18 protein-coding genes are annotated in these 18,490 nt (G+C 68.3%); 10 read left to right on the top strand and 8 right to left on the bottom strand.

Going from position 1 to position 18,490, the window contains the following annotated elements:
• Nucleotides 1–58 precede the first annotated feature (58 nt).
• Entirely contained in the window at nt 59–1,450 is a 1,392-nt protein-coding gene (creD, locus tag BCO18175_RS11040) for a cell envelope integrity protein CreD (protein WP_174980659.1), read from the top strand.
• Nucleotides 1,451–1,529: 79 nt separating this feature from the next.
• On the opposite strand, the gene BCO18175_RS11035 is transcribed toward creD, so the two are convergent.
• Nucleotides 1,530–1,952 (bottom strand): RidA family protein, encoded by a 423-nt coding sequence (locus BCO18175_RS11035; protein WP_174980658.1) that lies wholly within the window; start codon nt 1,950–1,952, stop codon nt 1,530–1,532.
• 333 nt (nt 1,953–2,285) lie between these two features.
• Here BCO18175_RS11035 and BCO18175_RS11030 point away from each other — a divergent pair, with 333 nt between their 5' ends.
• Nucleotides 2,286–3,296 (top strand): choloylglycine hydrolase family protein, encoded by a 1,011-nt coding sequence (locus BCO18175_RS11030; RefSeq protein WP_174980657.1) that lies wholly within the window; start codon nt 2,286–2,288, stop codon nt 3,294–3,296.
• Between the two features lie 73 nt (nt 3,297–3,369).
• Nucleotides 3,370–3,567, top strand: coding sequence for an oxidoreductase-like domain-containing protein (locus BCO18175_RS11025; protein ID WP_174980656.1), 198 nt, complete (start codon nt 3,370–3,372; stop codon nt 3,565–3,567).
• Between the two features lie 76 nt (nt 3,568–3,643).
• Here BCO18175_RS11025 and BCO18175_RS11020 read toward each other — a convergent pair whose 3' ends face one another.
• Nucleotides 3,644–5,104: an MFS transporter gene (locus BCO18175_RS11020; RefSeq protein WP_174980655.1), complete on the bottom strand. Its 1,461-nt coding sequence runs from the start codon at nt 5,102–5,104 to the stop codon at nt 3,644–3,646.
• Nucleotides 5,105–5,274: 170 nt separating this feature from the next.
• On the opposite strand from BCO18175_RS11020, the gene BCO18175_RS11015 reads away from it, so the two are divergent.
• Entirely contained in the window at nt 5,275–6,147 is an 873-nt protein-coding gene (locus tag BCO18175_RS11015) for a LysR family transcriptional regulator (RefSeq protein ID WP_174970352.1), read from the top strand.
• A 58-nt stretch (nt 6,148–6,205) separates the two neighbouring features.
• Nucleotides 6,206–6,526: a DUF7660 family protein gene (locus BCO18175_RS11010; protein ID WP_174980654.1), complete on the top strand. Its 321-nt coding sequence runs from the start codon at nt 6,206–6,208 to the stop codon at nt 6,524–6,526.
• A gap of 51 nt (nt 6,527–6,577) precedes the next feature.
• Here the strand turns inward: BCO18175_RS11010 and BCO18175_RS11005 are convergent, their stop codons facing one another.
• The gene (locus BCO18175_RS11005; protein ID WP_174980653.1) at nt 6,578–7,480 is read right to left on the bottom strand and encodes a LysR family transcriptional regulator; all 903 of its coding nucleotides are present in this window, start codon (nt 7,478–7,480) and stop codon (nt 6,578–6,580) included.
• A gap of 101 nt (nt 7,481–7,581) precedes the next feature.
• On the opposite strand from BCO18175_RS11005, the gene BCO18175_RS11000 reads away from it, so the two are divergent.
• Together BCO18175_RS11000 and BCO18175_RS10995 are read left to right on the top strand one after the other, a co-directional pair.
• Nucleotides 7,582–8,565, top strand: coding sequence for an NAD-dependent epimerase/dehydratase family protein (locus BCO18175_RS11000; RefSeq protein ID WP_174980652.1), 984 nt, complete (start codon nt 7,582–7,584; stop codon nt 8,563–8,565).
• A 131-nt stretch (nt 8,566–8,696) separates the two neighbouring features.
• Nucleotides 8,697–10,088, top strand: coding sequence for an RtcB family protein (locus BCO18175_RS10995; RefSeq protein ID WP_174980651.1), 1,392 nt, complete (start codon nt 8,697–8,699; stop codon nt 10,086–10,088).
• 409 nt (nt 10,089–10,497) lie between these two features.
• Here the strand turns inward: BCO18175_RS10995 and BCO18175_RS10990 are convergent, their stop codons facing one another.
• The 5 genes from BCO18175_RS10990 to BCO18175_RS10970 all read right to left on the bottom strand — a co-directional run bounded on the left by BCO18175_RS10990 (nt 10,498) and on the right by BCO18175_RS10970 (nt 15,481).
• Nucleotides 10,498–11,199 (bottom strand): DUF2848 domain-containing protein, encoded by a 702-nt coding sequence (locus tag BCO18175_RS10990; RefSeq protein WP_174980650.1) that lies wholly within the window; start codon nt 11,197–11,199, stop codon nt 10,498–10,500.
• A 49-nt stretch (nt 11,200–11,248) separates the two neighbouring features.
• Nucleotides 11,249–12,568, bottom strand: a complete 1,320-nt coding sequence (locus BCO18175_RS10985; protein ID WP_174981393.1) for an MFS transporter — start codon at nt 12,566–12,568, stop codon at nt 11,249–11,251.
• Nucleotides 12,569–12,647: 79 nt separating this feature from the next.
• Nucleotides 12,648–13,337, bottom strand: a complete 690-nt coding sequence (locus tag BCO18175_RS10980; protein ID WP_174980649.1) for a DUF4286 family protein — start codon at nt 13,335–13,337, stop codon at nt 12,648–12,650.
• Nucleotides 13,338–13,438: 101 nt separating this feature from the next.
• Complete coding sequence (locus BCO18175_RS10975) at nt 13,439–14,491, bottom strand: LysR family transcriptional regulator (RefSeq protein WP_174980648.1); 1,053 nt, start codon at nt 14,489–14,491, stop codon at nt 13,439–13,441.
• A 198-nt stretch (nt 14,492–14,689) separates the two neighbouring features.
• Nucleotides 14,690–15,481 (bottom strand): SDR family NAD(P)-dependent oxidoreductase, encoded by a 792-nt coding sequence (locus BCO18175_RS10970; RefSeq protein WP_174980647.1) that lies wholly within the window; start codon nt 15,479–15,481, stop codon nt 14,690–14,692.
• Between the two features lie 397 nt (nt 15,482–15,878).
• Between BCO18175_RS10970 and ypfJ the strand changes: the two genes are divergently transcribed.
• From ypfJ to BCO18175_RS10955, 3 genes are all read left to right on the top strand, one after another.
• Entirely contained in the window at nt 15,879–16,760 is an 882-nt protein-coding gene (ypfJ, locus tag BCO18175_RS10965) for a KPN_02809 family neutral zinc metallopeptidase (protein ID WP_174980646.1), read from the top strand.
• 163 nt (nt 16,761–16,923) lie between these two features.
• Nucleotides 16,924–17,664: a helix-turn-helix transcriptional regulator gene (locus BCO18175_RS10960; protein WP_174980645.1), complete on the top strand. Its 741-nt coding sequence runs from the start codon at nt 16,924–16,926 to the stop codon at nt 17,662–17,664.
• 51 nt (nt 17,665–17,715) lie between these two features.
• Complete coding sequence (locus tag BCO18175_RS10955) at nt 17,716–18,393, top strand: hypothetical protein (protein WP_174980644.1); 678 nt, start codon at nt 17,716–17,718, stop codon at nt 18,391–18,393.
• Nucleotides 18,394–18,490: the final 97 nt, after the last annotated feature.

Here is an 18,490-nt window from a genome sequence, read left to right as displayed (position 1 = left end):
GCCCTTCACCGGGGCCGCTCATGCTGACCGTACCCTTTTACTCCGGTACTTGTCGGCCATGAATCGAGTCCTGTTGTTCAAATTCGCGATCACCGCGTTTCTCGCGCTGCTGATCCTGATCCCGCTGCAGATGGTGCAAAGCATCGTGCAGGAACGTTCCGCGTATCGCAGGGATGCGCTGCAGAGCATCTGGTCGAGCTATGCGGGGCCGCAGACGGTGGCGGGGCCGGTGCTCGTCGTGCATTACACGGAAGTCACGCGCGTGCGTGACGATTCGCCGCCACGAGGCGCGGCCAAGACGAGCCTGCGAAGCGAGACGAAGCGCCTGCTCGTGTTTCCGAAGACGCTGAACGTCGACGGCACGCTGACGACCAGCGTCCGCTATCGTGGCATCCACAAGGCGCTGGTCTACGAGCTGGCAAGCAGGATGTCCGGCACGCTGCCGTTGCCGGACCTGAAGAAGCTGCCGCAGGCGGACGGCCACGTGAGCTTCAAGGTCGACGACGCTTATGTCGCGATCGGCATCGGCGACATCCGCGGGCTGACCGCGCAGCCCGACCTGCGCATCGGCGGCGCGCGCTTCGACGTCGAGCAGGGCACGCGGCTGGCCAGCCTGCGCCAGGGCGTGCACGCGAACGTCGATCTCGCGGCGCTGGCGGATGCAAGCGCGGGGGCGGCCGTGCCGTTCAGCATCGACCTGCCGCTGCGCGGCGCGGATTCCGTCGCGTTCGCGCCGGTGGGCGACCAGAACGATTTCTCGCTGAAATCGTCGTGGCCGCATCCGAGTTTCGACGGCGCGTTCCTGCCGAACAACCGCACGGTCGATGCGCACGGCTTCACCGGCAACTGGCGCGTGACGTCGTTCAACACGAAGGCGCGCGAGCAGATCGCATCCGGCGACGGGGAAGGCGCGATCGAAATGGCGTCGGTGTCGGTGATCGAACCTGTGAACGTCTACCTGCAGGCCGAACGCGCGACGAAGTACGGCGCGCTGTTCGTGATGCTCACGTTCGCGAGCTTCTTCATGTACGAGCTCGTGAAGCGGCTGCGCATTCACCCGATCCAGTACACGCTGGTCGGCCTGTCGCTCGCGTTGTTCTTCCTGCTGCTGCTGAGCCTGTCCGAACACATCAGGTTCGCGTATGCGTATCTCGCGGCGAGCGGTGCATGCATCGGGCTGCTCGCCTTCTACCTGTCGTTCGTGCTGCACAGCGTGAAGCGCGGCGCGGTGTTCGCGGCGCTGCTCGCGGTGCTGTACGCGGCACTCTACGGGTTGCTGCTGTCGGAAGACAACGCGCTGATGCTCGGTTCGCTGCTGCTGTTCGCGATCCTTGCCGGCATCATGACGCTCACGCGCCGCGTCGACTGGTATTCGCTCGGTGCCGCGTGGCAGCCGCTGGCCGACAAGGTGGGCGCGGGGGCCGTGAAGCCGGGCGCGCAGGTGAAGTAAGCGGGTGGGTTTTGGGCAGGCGCGCCGGTCGGGAATGCTACGGCCGGCGCGTCATAAGGCGCGGCGCCGCATCGCTGATTTACGCGCGCGATGCAGGCCGGCGAAACCGCGCCAGCGGAATTTCAGCCACAGCGGTGATCTCGATCAGCAGATCGGGATGGTAAAGACGCTCGACCTGGACGGTCGTCGTCACGGGATAAGGCTCGGCGAAATACGTCTTGCGGATGTCGCCGGCCTGCATGAAGGCATCGATGTCGGTCGCGTAGTGAACGAGCGAGATCACGTCCTGCATCTGCCCGCCCATCGTCGTGAGCACGGCGCGGATGTTGTCGAGCGTCTGGCGCACCTGCGTGCGCATGTCACCGTGGCCGACCACCTGGCCGTCGCGGTCGAGCGCCACTTGCCCCTTCAGATGCACGATCCGGCCATCACCCTGGATCACGGCCATCGAGAACGCGCCGAACGGCGCCCAGACTTCCGGTGGATTCACGGCTTCGGCCATGACGCAGCTCCTGTGTGGCGTGAATGGGTCGGGCACAGCGGATTGATGTCGTCGATCGTCTCGCCATTATGGATGCGTTCGCTTTCGCGCTCCCTGCGGCCGGTGCGAACCGCCTGTCCCGATCGGGCGGCTCCCGGGCGGCGATATTTTTTCTTTCGCGGTGTGAATCGATTCGACTGTTGACGTAGCAGTAATTCTGCGGGGATTCGAGCCTGGAGCACGTCTGCACCGATATGATTCACACGCGCATTCCGCGGTCGGGGACGCGCATGGTCCGAGGGGCGGGCCGATCACGCGCCTGCTATTGCTTCTCGTCAAAACAAGGAAAACAACATGTGTACGAGTTTTGTGATCCGCACGCTGGATGAGCACGTCGTCTATGGCAGAACCATGGAGTTCGCAGAGGATCTGGGTTCGGTCCCGATCGTCATCGAGGCCGGCAAGACGCTGTACGCGTCGCCGCCGCTCGGCAAGCAGGGCAAGAGCTGGACGACGAAGTACAAGGCGATCGGGATGAACGGGCTGAAGATGCCGATCCTGGTGGACGGCATCAACGAGGCGGGGCTGGCCGGCGGGATGCTCTACTTCCCGGAGTTCGCCGAGTATCCGGCGCTGACACCGGAGAACACGGCGCGCGCGTTGGCGCCGTGGGATTTCCTCACCTGGGCGCTGACCGGCTTCGACAGCGTGAGCGACGTCAAGCAGGCGCTCGACGGCATCGTCGTCGCCGATATCCCGCACCCCGCATTCGACGGCGCGCCGCCCTTGCATTACACGCTGCATGACGCGAGCGGCGCATCGCTCGTCGTCGAGCCGGTCGGCGGCGAACTGCGTGTCCACGACAACCCGCTCGGCGTGATGACCAACTCGCCGCCGTTCGACTGGCATTGCACCAACCTGCACAACTACCTGAACCTGTCGCGCGTCACGCCATCGAGCAGGACGCTGTCGCTGTCGCGCGACGCGAAACACGTGAAGCTCAAGGCGTATGGCCAGGGCTACGGGATGCTGGGCCTGCCCGGCGACATCACGCCGGCGTCGCGTTTCGTGCGCGCGGTCGGGTACGCGACGTACGCAGAAAATCCGCATAGCGGCGCCGACGCGATCCGGCTGGCCGAACACATCATCAATACGTTCGACATTCCGAAAGGGTGGATCAAGGAGGAAGTCGATCACGACACGCCGGTCTACGAATACACGCAGTGGACCACGATCGCCGACCTGGAGGCGCGCAAGTATTACTTCCGGACGTATGACGATACGGTGATGCGTGTGATCGACCTGGCGACGTCGACGGTGTCGACGGTCGCGTCGCCGATGCACATCGAACTGACAATCGTCTAGCCGTTCGGCCTGCTGGAAGCGGCGGTGGCCCGGATCGACCTATACTGATCGTCTTACTTCACCGGACCACGCCGTGCCGAACCAATCTTCCGGGGATCCGTCCGTCGACGATCCCCGTCCGACCCCGCCCATCCAACCCGAACTGGAAGACTGCTGCAACAGCGGCTGTTCGCCGTGCGTCTTCGATCTCTACGACGAAGCACTCGCGCGCTATCGCGTCGAGCTGGCCGAATGGGAAGCGCGTCAGGCGCAACGCAAGCATCACGCATAAGCCGGCGCTAGGCGAGTCGCTACATCTGCACCGTTTCCGCGTCAGACCCCTGCCGTCGCCACGATTCCCGTCCCGCTTACGTGCCTGCATGCAGCCGCCGATGCAGCGGCCCGAGCATTGCCGACAGCGCCACGCACACGAGCAGCACGACCGTCAGCGCGAACATCGACGTCCTGAAGCCCTGAACATAATCGAGCGCGGCCGGATGCGCGCCGAGCCGGGCGAAGAACACGCCGCCGAGCGTGGCCGCGCCGACCGCCGCGCCGATCTGCAGCATCGCGGTGACCATGCCGGATGCGACCCCCGCGCGCGCCGTGTCGACTTCCGCGAGCACGATCCGCACGACCGACGGCAGCACGAGGCCCTGGCCGATCCCGATCGCCGCGATCCCCGCGTAGAAGCCGGGGCCCGGTGCTGCCGCGCCAGCCAGCGCGGCGGCCGTCGCGACGCCGGCCGCGAGCATCGCGAAACCGAGCGTGAGCACGCGATAGCCGTCGAACCGGGCGACGAGTCGCGGCATCAGCAGCGGGCTCGACAGGAAGCCGAGCCCGAGCGGCAGGATCGCGAGCCCCGACGCGAGCGGCGACCAGTTCAGGCAGCCCTGCAGGTAGATCCCGTAGCTCAGGAAGAACGCGCTCAGCGTATAGAACAGGAACGCCAGCACGAGCCCGAGCGCGACGACGGGATTGCGGAACAGGCGCACGTCGAGCAGCGGATCGTGGCCGCTCGCGAGGCGGCGCGCCTCGACCGCCAGCAGCGCACCGAGCATCGGCAGCGCGCCGACGAGGCACGCGACCATCCACAGCGGCCAGCCGGCCTCGCGCCCGTGCGTGAGCGGGTAGACGAGCATCAGCAGGAACAGCGACAGCAGCGCCATGCCGGGGACGTCGATGCGCTGGCCTTTCGGCGGCCGGCTTTCCGGGATGAAGCGCCAGCTGCCGATCAGCGCCAGGATGCCGATCGGCAGGTTGACGAGGAAGATCGCGCGCCAGCCGAGCCCGAACGGATGCAGGCTGATCAACGCGCCGCCGCCGAGCTGGCCGATCACGGCCGCGAGGCCGAACACGAAACCGTAGAAGCCCATCACGCGCACCTGCTCCTGCGGGCTGAACACGCTGCGGATCGTCGCGAGCACCTGCGGTGCGAGGATCGCGGCGAACAGGCCCTGCAGCACGCGGCCGCCGACCAGCACCGCGCCGCTGCCGGCGAGCCCGCACAGCGTCGACGCGACGACGAAGCCGGCCATCCCGATCATGAACATGCGCTTGCGGCCGTACAGGTCGCCGAGCCGGCCGCCGGTGATCTGCACGACGGCATTCGCGCACGCGTAGGCCGACACGACCAGCTGCAGCTCGGCCGGGCGCGCGCCGATGCCGTCGCGGATGGCCGGCAGCGCGAGATTCACAATGAAGTAGTCGAGCGGCGGCAAAATCGCGCCAACCAGCAGGACCACCAGCGCCCAGCCGTGGTGGCTGCGCGGCGCCGCCGCGGCGGCCGGGCCGGCCGGCACGCAGGGGGCAAGGGTGTCGTTCGTCATGGAAGCAGGTCCGAAAGAATGAGTGCCACATTCACGCCGGACGCGACGCAGGAAGCGCCGGTTCGGCCGTGGACGGGCGATTGACCCCCATTCTGGGTGGTGTCAATGAATCGGAAAAGCGGGAATTGGTGGTAGCATCCATCGGGTTATTCGATGGATGGAGCATGGCGATGCGCGGTTTCGACCTGGATCAGTTGCGTACTTTCGCGGCGGTCGCGGACGCCGGCAGCCTGACAGCCGCCGCGCCGCTGCTGCACCTGTCGCAGTCGACGGTCAGCGAGCAGGTGCGCAAGCTCGAATCGCGCGCCGGCGTGCCGCTGTTCGTGCGCAGCAAGCGCGGGGTCGAGCCGACGCCCGCCGGCTCGCGGCTGCTGCAGCACGCGCGGCGCATCGTCGCGCTGAACGAGGCCGCGTTCGACGAAGTGCGCGGGCAGGCGATCAAGGGCGAGCTGCGCGTCGCGATCACCGATTACTACCGGACCAACGAAGTCGCGGGCCTGCTCGCACGGCTGCGGGAGTGCTACCCGCAGCTGAGCCTGCACGTCAGCGCGATGAAGAGCGCGGATATCGAGGCGGCGCATGCGCGCGGGCAGGTCGATCTCGGCGTGGTGATGAACCTGTCGAGCGGGCCGTTCCGGCCGGCGTCGGCCGATACGCGCTGGGTGCTGCGGCGCGAGCCGCTGTCGTGGGTCGCATCGCCCGCGCTCGCCGAGCAGTTGCCCGAGCCGCTGCCGCTCGTGCTGCTGCCGGACGACTGCATGATGCATCAGGTCGCGGTGCGCTCGCTCGACGAGCAGCACATGCCGTACCGGCTCGTGCACAGCGCGTCGGGGGTCGCGGGGCTGCAGTCGATGCTGGCGGCGGGGCTCGGGGTGGGCTGCCTGTGCGCGTCGGCGATCGGCGAGGGCCTGATGCGGCTCGGCGCGAAATACCGGCTGCCGCCGCTGCCCGACGCGGTGTTTTCGCTGACGCCGCCGATGCCCGGCGAACGCGAGACCGTCACGCAGGCGCGCGAGGTGCTGTCGCGGCAATTGCTGATGTAAAACCGGGCCGCACGACATGCGGCAGCGCGTACCTGAGAGGCGCGCCAGGGGACAAAAAATGAACGACGAACTGCAACGCCAGATGGCCGCGAAGCTGCAGGATGCGCTGGAACGCGTGATCGACGAACGCTCGCTGATCCACTTCCTGCGCGTGCTCGGCCACGACTGGAACAAGGAGCGGCAGCTCGAGGCCGACGTGCCGCCGTCGCCGTACTCGCGCGCCGCGCTCGGCTGGGAAAACCATTCGATCGGCGAGTACCTGGACGCAATGGTCGACTGGGCCGAGGCATCGGAGGATGGGTTGCGCTTCTACGACGTGCCCGACAATCCATGGCGGCGCATGGCGGACATCCTGTTCGCCGGGAAAATCTACGAATAGCGCCGCTCGGGCGCTTCGTTCACTTCGTTCGTGACCGTCGCCGCGAACCGTCTATTCGACGGTTTCGCCATTCGCATACGCACGCAGCCCGTCGGCCAGCGCATCGAACACCGCGCGGCAGCGCGGGCTCGTCCGCAGGTCCTCGTGCATCACGACCCAGGTTTCCAGCTGCATCGCGGGCCCGTCCGGCAGCACGCGCACGAGCCGCGCGTCGCGTTTCGCGAGCCCGGTCTGGCAGAAGCCGATCCCGTAGCCGGCGCGGATCATCGCGAGCTGTGCGAGGTTGCTGTCGGTGCGCAGCGAGAACGCATCGCGCTTCCACAGCGGCATGCTGTGGCCCGCCGAGCGGATGAACGGCGTGACCGTGTCGAAGCCGATCAGCGCGTGATGCGCGAGTTCATCGATCGTCGCGGGCGCACCGTTGCGCGCCAGGTAGTCGTCGCGCGCATACATCCCGACCTCGATTTCGCCGATGCGTCTTGCAACGAGCGCTTCCTGCGCGGGCGACGCCATCCGCACCGCGATGTCGGCCTCGCGCTTGAGCACGTCCTGGATGCGGTCGGTCGGCACCAGTTCGATGACGAGACCCGGATGGTTGCGCCGCAATTGCGCGAGCATCGGCGGCAGCACTTCGACGGCGATCACGTCGCTGGCGGAGATCCGCACGATGCCGCGCACGCCGGCGCCGTGGCTCGCGGCCGCGCGCTCGAACGCGGCCGCCGCGCTGCGCAGCGCCTCCGCATGGCCGCGCAGCGCGAGCGCCGCCTCGGTCGGCAGCAAGCCGGACGGCGAGCGCGTGAACAGCGTCTGGCCGAACGCGGCCTCGAGCGCCGCGACGTGGCGGCCGGCCGTCGGCTGCGTGATGCCGAGCGCGCGCGCCGCGCCCGACAGCGAGCCTTCCGTCAGCACGGCGAGGAAGGTGCGGTAGCGTTCCCAGTTCAGATCGGTGGTCATACATAAATGTATAGCTGATCGATTGGGTTCGGCAATTCCTTGATAGCCGATGGCGCGCCAGAACGCGTGTCATCAAGGAAGTTCATTCAAGGAGAGCGGCAATGACGAACCACGTGGGCGGGACGCAACGACAGGCACTCGTGCTCGGCGCGAGCGGCGGGATTGGCGGGGAAGTCGCTCGGCAGTTGCGCGATGCGGGCTGGCAGGTGCGCGCGCTGAAGCGCGGGCTCGACGCCGAGGTCGTGGAGCGCGACGGCATCGCATGGATGCGCGGCGACGCGATGAACCGCGATGCAGTCGTCCGGGCCGCGCGCGGCTGCAGCGTGATCGTGCACGCGGTGAATCCCCCTGGCTACCGGAACTGGGCCGGGCAGGTGCTGCCGATGATCGACAACACGATCGCGGCGGCGAAGGCGGAGCACGCCACCGTCGTGCTGCCGGGCACGGTCTACAACTACGGTGCCGATGCGTTTCCGGTGCTGGTCGAGGATGCGCCGCAGCATCCGTCGACGCGCAAGGGCGCGATCCGCGTCGAGCTGGAGCGCCGGCTGCAGGATGCGGCCGGGCAGGGCGTTCGCACGATCATCGTGCGCGCCGGCGATTTCTTCGGGCCGAAGCTCACCGGCAACAGCTGGTTCGCGGCGGGGTTCGTCAAGGCCGGGCAGCCGGTTGCGGCCATCAGCGTGCCGGGGCGGGACGGCATCGGGCATCAATGGTCGTATGTGCCGGACGCCGCGCGCACGATGGTCGAGCTGATCGAGCGGCGCGACACGCTGGAACCGTTTGCACGCTTTCACCTCGGCGGACATTGGGATGCGGACGGCACGCAGATGGCGGAGGCCGTACGGCGCGTCGCGCAGCGGCACGGGCTGCGTCCGACGGTGCGCAAGTTCCCGTGGTGGTTCGTGTGGGTCGCGGCGCCGTTCGTCACGACGCTGCGCGAATTGCTCGAGATGCGCTACCTGTGGCGCGAATCGATCCGGCTCGACAACGCGCGGGTAACCGCGGTGCTCGGCCGCGAGCCGGTGACGCCGCTCGACACGGCGGTGGAGGCGACGCTGGCGGGGCTCGGGTGTCTCAAGTGAGCAACGGCGGTCGCGAACGCAAGCGCGTTCTGCTATGATCCGCGCTCCCTTCCTCGACGCTGCTGCAGGAAGGTACCCACGACCGCCGGAAAGCCGGGGGTCGCGTCGTACCTTTTTCATTTCCAGCAGCGATGTCTACTCTTCCTCGCTTAAAAAAGGCCTTGCAACGGCAAGGCATCCATGTCGACTATCACGCCGGCATCTATCACCTGCGCAATGAACTGACGCAGGCGTCCGTCCTGTTGCCCGATTCGCTCCCGCTCGAGGAGAAGGCCGTTCAGCAGTTGCTCGCGTTCGCGGCCGTCCGTTCGCCGGATGGCCATCAGGGCGTGTGCAAGGCGTGCGCGACGCCCGACTTTCATCCGGGCGGAGTCGCGCCCGTCGGGTCGATCGTCGCGACCGACGACGCGTTCGTGATTCCCGCTGCGGTCGGCACCGATATCAATTGCGGGATGCGTCTCGTCACCACGGGCCTCAAGCGGTCGGCGCTCGCGCCGTTCGAGACGGCGCTGGTCGAGCGGCTGACGCGTGCGATTCTCGCGGATCGGCGCGACGTGCCGGTCGCCAGCGACGCATTCCGCGCGCTGTTCGATGCGGGCCCGGCGGCATTCGTCGATCGCGTCGCGCAGCAGGGGCTCTGGCAGCACGTCGACCGCGACCGGCTCATCGACGAACTGTCGTCGTGCATCGGCCTCGACCGGTTCGGCGGCAGCGCGAAATACGCGCCGGACGCACACGTCGGGTCGCGCGAGGTATTCCGCGATCCTTGCCTCGGTACACCCGGGTCGGGCAATCATTTCGTCGAACTGCAGGTGGTCGACGCCGTGTTCGATCGGCATGCGGCCTACCGTGCGGGACTCGCGAAGGACGATGTCGTCGTGATGATCCACAGCGGTTCGCGCGATGTCGGTTTCTACGTCGGGCGCCGCTGGATGGACCGGGCGCGCGCGGCGTGGCCGGCGGGCGTCAGGCATCCGGAAAGCGGCCTGTACGGGCTTTCCGGCGAACTGGCGCGCGAATACCTCGTCGCGATGGGCACGGCCGCGCGCTATGCGTGGCTCAACCGTGTCGTGCTTGCCGAGATGGTGCGCAAGGAACTGGCGGAACTCACCGGCGAGACCCGCTCGGCACTCGTGGTCGACGTGCCGCACAACGTCGTGCTGCGCGAAAACGGGATGAACATCCATCGCAAGGGGGCGACGCCCGCCCGCGACGGCGATCTCGTGCTGATTCCCGGATCGATGGGCGATGCGTCGTTTCTCGCGACCGGGCTCGGCCACCCCGACTGGCTGTGGTCATGCAGCCACGGTGCCGGCCGCAGCGTGCGCCGGCAGGCGGTACGGCGCATGCGCACGGAGCAGGCGCCGGGCACGTGGCGCTGCGTCACGCTGCGCGACGAGCGCCGCATCGAGGAAGCGCCGGAAGCCTACAAGCCGATCGGGCCCGTGATCGATGCGCAGGAGCAGGCCGGCCTCATTCGCAGCGCGGTCCGGCTGAAGCCGTGGATCACGTTCAAGGCGTGACGGGCGGCGGCGTGCTCCGTGCCCGCCGTCGTTGCGTGCGCCAGGGCCGGCGACACACCGTCCGCCTGCTCGTGCCTCGGCCTGCGCCCGGGCACGGGGAGGCGTCGTCGCGAACCGAAGCACACGCGGCACAACAATTTTCCACATACCCGGGCGCGTCCGATGAGCATCATGTCGATCAACGTCGAAAAAAGCGAAAACGGGTGCGCAATGTTGCATTTCGGATGGAAAGTGTCGGTTGCGGGGGCAATTATGTTCGCATTGAGCGGGTGCACCGACCTGGCTGGTGTTTTGTATTGCAACAACTCGCAGATCAACTTCCCGGACTATCACTGCTTTCAGCCGTACTAGCAGCGGCAGGCGCGGCGACAGGACGCTGCCGCGCCGGTGTGCCGCGCCTCATCGCCCGTTATGCCACGACCGGCAACATCTCCACTGCATAGCGGTGCCGAAGGCTGCGCCCGAGCACTGGATCGTGCAGTTCCATCTCGAACGCATCGCCGTCGCCCATCGCCGCGATCGCGCCATGCACGGCGACCGTGCCGCCGTACATCGCGCAGCGCGCGGGCATCGTGCGGCGGTCGTCGAAGCGCTGCCACAGCACGTCGGGCGCGAGCAGGCCGCTTGCTGCGCCGTGCTGGTACGCCGTCCGCTCGCCATCGCGCGAGATCAGCCACGAACGCATCTCGATCGCATCCCAGTGATCCGCTACTTCCGCGTAAAGCCACGCGTCGCGGCCGAGCGGCTTCGCGCACACCTGCTTCGACACCGCGACGCCGTAGGCTTCGACTTCACGATCCGTATGGTCGGAGCCGACGGTCACGAGCGTGCCGGCCGGGCTGTCGGCCAGCACGCATTCGATCTCACCGCCCGAGCGTGCGCCGAGCACGCCGATCGCGGGCGCCTGCGTGAGCAGCGCGGCCGATACGCGATAGAAGCAGGGTGTGGTCGACGGCGGCGCGACGCCGAGCGCCGCGAGTTCGTCGATATGCGCGCGGATCGCCGCCGGATCGCGCCCGGCCCAGCCGGCGATCACGACGCGTTCGATCTCGGCGTTGACGGTGGTCGGCGCGCCTTGCCGGGAAATCACGTTGAACGACAGGGTTTGCATGCGGGTATCCGTTTGAAGTGCGAAGGAATGAATCGGCTGGCGGCGACGCTCAATCCGCGAGCGGCTTGTGCGCGGTTTCGCGGGCGGCGAGGAGCGCGATCGACGTGACGACGAGCGCGGCGGTGACGTACAGCGATACGGCCGTCGTCGTGCCCGTCTGCCGGAACAACGCGGCGATCACGAGCGGCGCGAAGCCGCCGCCGACGATGCCCGCAAGCGTGTATGCGAGCGACGAGCCTGCATAGCGCACGCGGGTCGGGAACTGTTCGGTCACGAACGCGCCCTGCGGGCCGTACATCACCGCGTGGATCACGAGGCCGATCGCGACGGCCGCGACGATCGCGCCGGGCCGCGCCGAATCGAGCATCGCGAAGAACACGAACGCCCATACGATGCCGGCGAGCGCGCCCGCGAGATACACGGGCCGGCGGCCGAAGCGGTCCGACAGCGCGCCGAAGAACGGCACCGCGAGCGCATTGCAGGCCGTGCCGATCATCACGGCCGTCAGTGCGACGGGGCGCGACAGGTGCAGCACGGTCGTCACGTAGGTGAGCGTGAACACGACGATCAGCGCATACAGCACGTCCGAACCGATCCGCGAACCGCCCGCGATCAGCAGGCGTTTCCAGTGGTACTTCAGCACGTCCGCGACGGGCACCTCGGCGGTCGCGTGCGATTCGGCGAGTTGCTCGAACTGCGGCGTTTCGTCGACGCCGCGCCGCAGCCAGAAGCCGAACACGACGAGCAGCGCGCTGGCCGCGAACGGCACGCGCCAGCCCCACGACAGGAAGTCTCCCGACGTGGTCGACAGCGTCACCAGCGCGATGCAGCCGGTGCCGAGCAGCGTGCCGAACGACGGGCCGATCTGCGTCCACGACGCGGACAGCCCACGGCGCTCCTGGTCGCCGTGCTCGACCGACAGCAGCACCGCGCCGGCCCATTCGCCGCCGAGTGCGACACCTTGCACGAAGCGCAGCGCGACGAGCAGGATCGGGCTCAGGATGCCGGCCTGCGCGTAGGTCGGCAGCGCGCCCATCAGCGCGGTCGTCACGCCCATCAGCACGAGCGTGAGCATCAGCACCGCGCGGCGGCCGATGCGGTCGCCGAGATTGCCGAACACGAAGCCGCCGAGCGGACGCGATACGTAGCCGACCGCATAGGTCGAGAACGCGAGGATCGTGCCGGCCAGCGGATCGACCGACGGAAAGAACAGGTGGTTGAAGACGAGCGCGGCGAGCGTGTTGTAGATCGTGAAGTCGTACCACTCGAGCGACGTGCCGATCATGCTCGCGGTCGCGAGTCGGCTGTTGCGGACGCGACGGGGCGCGTGGGCGGCGGGCTGGGCGAGAGTGCTCATGGTGTCGGGTATGTCGTGACGGGGAACGGGATGAAACGCCGGGCCGATGCGCTGGCGGGCATCGCGCCTGCGGTGCGGCCGGCGTGGGCGATCAGGCCGGCAGGGCGGCAGCGGTAGCGGCCTCGGTTTCGACGTTGCCGCGTGCCGTATGCAGCGGTGCGGCGGCGCGCCACAGCAGGTCGAAGGTGCGGACGTCTTCGTGCCCGGCGAGCGATGCGGCCACGCGGCGTGTCGTGGCCGCATCGCTGCCTTCGATCAGCACGAGCGCATCGGCGGCCGGGCGGGCGGCCGCATCGGCACCGATCGGCGCGGACAGCTCGGGCGCGGTGCAAAAGAGCCGCGCGGCGTGGATGCCCGGTTCGTGCAGTGCGCCGTCGAAGCGCTCGCGCAGCCGCGGTACGTCGATGCGATCCGGCGGCAGCACGAACAGCGCGAGATGCGCGCCTTCGCCGTTACCGGCCTCGATCGTCAGTTCTCCGACGCGTCGCTGCGTGCCCGTCATGCGCTCGAAGTTCGCGAGCGACCATGCGGTCTGCTGCGTGAACGCGCGCCGGTACGCGTCGCCATGGAACACGTCGAGCGCGTCCGTCACATACAGCGCGAGGTACTTGCGCGGGCCGCGATCGGTTGCACGGAAGCGCCGCGCATGCGTGAAGCCGGGAATCGCGACACGTTCCTGCATGTGCTCGCGGTCGTACCACGCGTTGAAATCGGCTTCGTGCGCGGCGTCGATATCCGTCCAGACGCAAAGCTGGCCGTGCGGAAGGGAAAGGCGGGTCATCGCGGGGTTCCTCGTGACGGGGGTGTGTCAGGAACCGCAGTTTCCCGAAGACGGGCCGCGCCCGTCCAACAAGAAAACAAATTCGCGGTGAACAGGTTTTCTTATGAGCGGCGCGGGCGGCGTTTCGCGGGGGGCGTGGCGGCCGGTGCGGCTTGCGTCGTGCGCTTCGCTTTCGCCGGTGTGTTGGCTTTGGTTTTCGTTTTCGTCGCGGGACGGGCGGGTGTTTTGTCCACGCTGTCGGTCGTGGCCGGCGCTGCCGTCCTTGCGTGGCTCGCGGCGGCCGCCATCGCGCGTGCGACTTCGCTGGCCAGTTCCGCGATGCGCGCGGCTACCGGCAGGCCCTGGCTGCGATACGTCGCGACGAGCGGCAGTGCGGGGAATTCGGGAGCGACGTCGAGCAGTTCGAGCGCGCCTTCGTGCAACTCGCGCCCGATGATCGCGGGCGGCAATGCGGCCACGCCGAAGCCGTCGGCAACGAGGCGGATCATCGCGGCGACCGACGTGATGCAGTTGATGCTGGCCGGCCGCTCGACGGCGGCGAACAACCGCTCGATCGTCGCGTGCGGCCCCGAGTGGCGGGAGAAGCTGATGATCGGGAATTCGGCCAGGCGTGCGACGTCGAGCGCCTGGCCGCCGAGCCCGAGGCGCGGGCTGGCCGCCCAGCGCACCGGGAATTCGCACAGCGGCAGGTTCGTGAAATCGGGGCCCGGCACCGGGTCGGTCTGCAGGATCAGGTCGACGCCGTCGGTGCTGAGCAGGCGAATCAGGTGCAGCGTCGTGTCGCTCGTGATCTCGACGTCGAGGCGCGGATAGCGCTCGCGCAGTTGCGCCATCAGCGCGGGGAACCAGCTGTGCACGATCGATTCGATCACGCCGATCCGGATCAGGCCCGCGTCGCTCGCCGCATCGATGTCGCGCCGCATTTCGCCGTCGAGCCGCACGATTCGCTCCGCGTACGCGAGCATCCGGCGCCCGGCGGGCGTGAGCGTGGCCGAGCGCGTGTTGCGATCGAACAGGCGCACGTCGAACGCTTCCTCGAGCGACGCGATGCGGCTCGACACGGCAGCTTGCGTCGTGTGCAGTTTTTCGGCCGTGAGCCGGAAGTTTTCCAGCTTCGCGAGCCAGACGAAGGTTTCAAGAAACCGGATGTTCATCGACGTTCAAACAGTAAGGCGGTGCCGGGCAGGGCGGCGGGATCGGTCGATGGTAGCGGATTTTCGGAGGCGGGAAACGAGCGGATGCCGCGATGCGCGTGCGGTGGCCGGTGCGGGGGCGGGTGGTAAAGGGCAGGAGGACGTGCACGAAACGCCGCCTGCGATGTGTGCGTCACGCGGGCGGCGTGCCAGCACGCATCAAAGCTTGTCGAGCGCGAGCGTCGGCACGTCGACGACCATCGCGCCGCCGTCCGCGACGAGCGTCGCGCCGGTCACGAACGATGCGTCCGGCGATGCGAGGAACGCGCAGACGGCCGCGATCTCGTCCGGGTCGGCCGCGCGCCGCAGCGGCACGTCGGCGCTGACACGCGCATACGCGCCGTCGAGCGTGTCGCCGTGCGCCGACATCAGCGGTTCCATTTCCGCATCGGCCATCGGCGTGCGTACCCAGCCGGGGCACACCGCATTTGCCCGCACGCCGTGTGGCCCGTAGTCGCGCGCGAGCGACCGCGCGAGCCCGAGCAGCGCGTGCTTGCCGACCGTGTAGCCGCACACGCCGGGCCCGGCCGCGAGCGCGGCGATCGACGCGACCAGCACGATGCTGCCGCGCTGCGCGATCAGGTCGGGCAGGCAAGCACGTGCGCTGACGAACGCGGTGTCGAGGTTCGCGTGCATTGCGTCGCGCCACTGCGTGTCGTCGGTCTCGTCCGCGCGGCCGAGACCGTGGCCGCCCGCGCACGTGACGAGCGCGTCGACGCGGCCGAAGCGTTCGGCGATCTGCGGCAGGAAGCGGGCCCAGTCGGCGGTGCTTGCGGCATCGCCGGCCAGCGCGAGGCCGCCCGTTTCGGCGGCCAGCGCGTCGAGCGGCGCCTGGCGCCGCCCGATCAGCACGACGCGGTCGCCGCGATGGGCGAAGCGGCGCGCGCACGCGGCGCCGATACCGGTGCCCGCGCCGGTGATCGCGATCGTGCGGGGTTGTGGGTGGGTCATGTCGTGCTCCGGAAAGGTGTCGTTTCCGGTCACTTTAGGCGGCGCGGGCGAGCGCTGGTATCAGCCGAAAGGATGAACGCGGGCCGCGTCCTGGCGACCGGGGCGGCAGCGGGCCATTTTGCAAAGGCTGACGATGTCCGGCGCCGAATCACTCTATCCTCCACATTTTTGCGATAAGTCACGAAAGCCCGGCAGAATAGCGCGGGCGGGCCGCGTATCGACGCGCGGCACATCGGTCGGCCGATTCCGTCGTGCGAGCGGAGCGGCAGGCCGGCGATCCCGGCGTGTGCGCGCACCCGACGCGCATGGCATCGGCCGACGGATCGTGCCACGACAACATATCGCCCGGTGGCGCGCTCGCGCGCCGGATCATCGACAAGAACAGGGAGGGCCGGCTATGAGGCTGGACGACGAAAGGGAAAGCACGAACGTCGAGGATCGCCGCGGCGCCGGCGGGTTCGGCGGCGGGCGTGGCGCGACGATCGGCATCGGCACGATCGTGGTTGCGTTCGCCGCGTCGTATTTCTTCGGGATCGACCCGCGCGTGATACTCGAAGGCGCATCGGCGCTGCAGGGCCGCCAGCAGCAGGCGCAGCCCGCGCCCGCGCAGCGGCAGGGCGCGCCGGCGAACGATGCGGGCACGGTATTTACGCGCAAGGTGCTCGGCAATATCGAGCGCACGTGGACGGGCGTGTTCAATACCCAGTTGCACGCGCAGTACCAGCCGCCGACGCTCGTGATGTTCAAGAACTCGACGCCGACCGCATGCGGCACGGGCCAGACCGCGATGGGGCCGTTCTATTGCCCGGGCGACCGCAAGGTGTACATCGATCTCGGCTTCTACGACGAACTGCGCACGCGTTTCGGCGCGGGCGGCGATTTCGCGCAGGCTTACGTGATCGCGCACGAAGTCGGCCATCACGTGCAGAACCTGCTCGGCATTTCCGACAAGGTCGACGCCGCGCGCCGGCGGGCGAGCCAGGCTCACTCGAACGCGCTGTCGGTGCGGATGGAACTGCAGGCCGACTGCTTTGCCGGTGTGTGGGCGAACAACGCGCAGCGCGCGAACCAGCGGCTGATGGAACCCGGCGATTTCGAGCAGGGGTTGAAAGCCGCCGCCGCGATCGGCGACGACCGGCTGCAGCAGCAAGGGCAGGGCTATGTCGTACCGGAGAGCTTCACGCACGGCACCAGCGACCAGCGCGTGTACTGGCTGCGGCGCGGGATGGAGTCGGGCGAGCTGAGCGCCTGCGACACGTTCGCCGCGAACGCACGCTGAAAGCGGCGCGCGTACCGTCGCGCGCCCGCATCGTCCCGGCCGAATCCGCGATGCCGGCCGGGCCGGGACGATTTGCCGATTTGTGCTCACCGGCGCTTTTCGGCGCCGGTAGGCTGGCCCGAACTTCGATCTTCGATAGGTTCGCCCGCCAGCCGATTCCACCATGCCGACCCCAACCACTCCCGCCGATCAGGACGCCGCCGACTGGCAACGCGCGCTGCGCGCGTGCGTGGACGCGTTCGACGCGTTCGCGAGCCCGTCCGCGATCGTGTTCTACCGGCTCGACCAGAGCGGCGAACCGGCCGATTTCGAGCTGTTCGGGATGCCGGAATCGATGCATCGCACCTATGTCGCGCGCTACCGGATGCTCGATCCGCTGCATCCGTCGCGCTGCGCGGCAGGCGAGTGCGCGGTCGTCACGCTCGCTTCCCAATTGCCTGACGAAAGACGCGACGCGTCCGCGTACTGGACCCGTTTCCTGCGGCGGCACGACGTGGCCGACGTCGTCGAGATCTGGCTACGTGATGCGGGCCGGACGGTCGGCGCGTTCTCGCTGCTGCGCTTCGGGGCGGGTGAAACGCTTGAGGGCGTGGCCGGCAACAGCACGGCCGGGCGGTTCGCGCCCGGCGAGATCGATGCGCTCGCACGGCTGCAGCCCGTTGCCGAAGCCGCGCTGAGCCCGCTGCTGCGCGCGCGGCGCGGGATCCACCGGATCGGCTGCGAGGAGCGGCTGACCTACCGCGAGGAGCAGATCGCGCGCCTGGTGCGCGACGGCCGCTCGAACAAGGAGATCGCCCGCGATCTCGCGCTCGGCCAGCCGACCGTCAAGACGCACCTGATGCGCATGTTCCGCAAGCTCGGCGTGTCGAACCGCACGGAACTGGTCGGGGCGCTGTTCCTGTAATTCGTCGGATAATTGCGGTCCGGACTTCGAACCTTTCGCGATCGCCGATTCATGAATACCAACGCCAAAGTGCTGCTGGCCGTGCTGCTTTTCCTGCTGGGTGCCGCGACGGCCTCGACGGCCTGCGCGCAAGAGAGTGAGCCCGATCCTTGTCTCGTGCTTCAACCGACCCGGATTGCCCCGGACGACGTCGGCGAGGCCGGTGACTATCCCGGAGGCGGGTGGCTCGGGCTGATTCCGGCCGGGAATCGCTGGAAGCTCGCACTCGCAACCGTCCGGTTCGAACCGTCGCAGCCGAGCGGCGACATCGTCGACATCAAGTCAAACCTCGGAAAAGCCGTGGCGCTGTTCCGCTGCAAGTCGCTCAGGCAGGGCAAGGTCGACGCGGCGAACCTGGCGTTTCCGAAGGACGGAAGGGCGATCGAGCCCGGCGCCAGCCCGCTGCGCTTCGGCTTTCATGGCCGCCGGTATGCACTGCGCCACACGGTATCCGGTGCGGTGATTGCAGAAGGCGACGGCAAGCGGTCGGTCCTGCATGACTTCGACGGCAGCTCGCCGCCGTTCAGCGCGTCGCTGATCTGGGCGGGCGACCTCGATCGCGACGGCCGACTGGACTTCCTGATGGAATTCGAAAGCGACCTCGGCGCCAGCTTTTGCCTGTTTACATCGGGTAGTGCGAAGGAAAACGAACTGGTCGGTCAAGCGGGCTGCATGAGCGTCAGTGGGTGACCGACGTCGGTCCCGGGCCGACTGATTGCCTCGACCGCCAGCCAGCCCGGCGGGGTTCGAACCCGTCCGCTCAGCGCCCACGCGCTGCCAATTTGCG

Origin of the sequence: Burkholderia lata (assembly GCF_902499335.1) — a bacterium.
In the GTDB taxonomy this organism is placed as follows: domain Bacteria; phylum Pseudomonadota; class Gammaproteobacteria; order Burkholderiales; family Burkholderiaceae; genus Burkholderia; species Burkholderia lata_B.
The sequence above is the reverse complement of the archived record's forward strand: the minus strand, read 5'-3'. Positions and strand labels throughout refer to the sequence as shown.

Excerpts from the sequence above, each read along its gene's own strand:
- BCO18175_RS11005 (WP_174980653.1), bottom strand. The coding sequence starts at position 7,480 with ATGACCACCGATCTGAACTGGGAACGCTACCGCACCTTCCTCGCCGTG.
- BCO18175_RS11035 (WP_174980658.1), bottom strand. The coding sequence starts at position 1,952 with ATGGCCGAAGCCGTGAATCCACCGGAAGTCTGGGCGCCGTTCGGCGCG.
- BCO18175_RS11010 (WP_174980654.1), top strand. The coding sequence starts at position 6,206 with ATGAACGACGAACTGCAACGCCAGATGGCCGCGAAGCTGCAGGATGCG.
- BCO18175_RS10975 (WP_174980648.1), bottom strand. The coding sequence starts at position 14,491 with ATGAACATCCGGTTTCTTGAAACCTTCGTCTGGCTCGCGAAGCTGGAA.
- creD (WP_174980659.1), top strand. The coding sequence starts at position 59 with ATGAATCGAGTCCTGTTGTTCAAATTCGCGATCACCGCGTTTCTCGCG.
- BCO18175_RS11015 (WP_174970352.1), top strand. The coding sequence starts at position 5,275 with ATGCGCGGTTTCGACCTGGATCAGTTGCGTACTTTCGCGGCGGTCGCG.
- BCO18175_RS10990 (WP_174980650.1), bottom strand. The coding sequence starts at position 11,199 with ATGCAAACCCTGTCGTTCAACGTGATTTCCCGGCAAGGCGCGCCGACC.
- ypfJ (WP_174980646.1), top strand. The coding sequence starts at position 15,879 with ATGAGGCTGGACGACGAAAGGGAAAGCACGAACGTCGAGGATCGCCGC.
- BCO18175_RS10970 (WP_174980647.1), bottom strand. The coding sequence starts at position 15,481 with ATGACCCACCCACAACCCCGCACGATCGCGATCACCGGCGCGGGCACC.
- BCO18175_RS10980 (WP_174980649.1), bottom strand. The coding sequence starts at position 13,337 with ATGACCCGCCTTTCCCTTCCGCACGGCCAGCTTTGCGTCTGGACGGAT.
- BCO18175_RS11030 (WP_174980657.1), top strand. The coding sequence starts at position 2,286 with ATGTGTACGAGTTTTGTGATCCGCACGCTGGATGAGCACGTCGTCTAT.
- BCO18175_RS10955 (WP_174980644.1), top strand. The coding sequence starts at position 17,716 with ATGAATACCAACGCCAAAGTGCTGCTGGCCGTGCTGCTTTTCCTGCTG.
- BCO18175_RS11020 (WP_174980655.1), bottom strand. The coding sequence starts at position 5,104 with ATGACGAACGACACCCTTGCCCCCTGCGTGCCGGCCGGCCCGGCCGCC.
- BCO18175_RS10960 (WP_174980645.1), top strand. The coding sequence starts at position 16,924 with ATGCCGACCCCAACCACTCCCGCCGATCAGGACGCCGCCGACTGGCAA.
- BCO18175_RS10995 (WP_174980651.1), top strand. The coding sequence starts at position 8,697 with ATGTCTACTCTTCCTCGCTTAAAAAAGGCCTTGCAACGGCAAGGCATC.
- BCO18175_RS11000 (WP_174980652.1), top strand. The coding sequence starts at position 7,582 with ATGACGAACCACGTGGGCGGGACGCAACGACAGGCACTCGTGCTCGGC.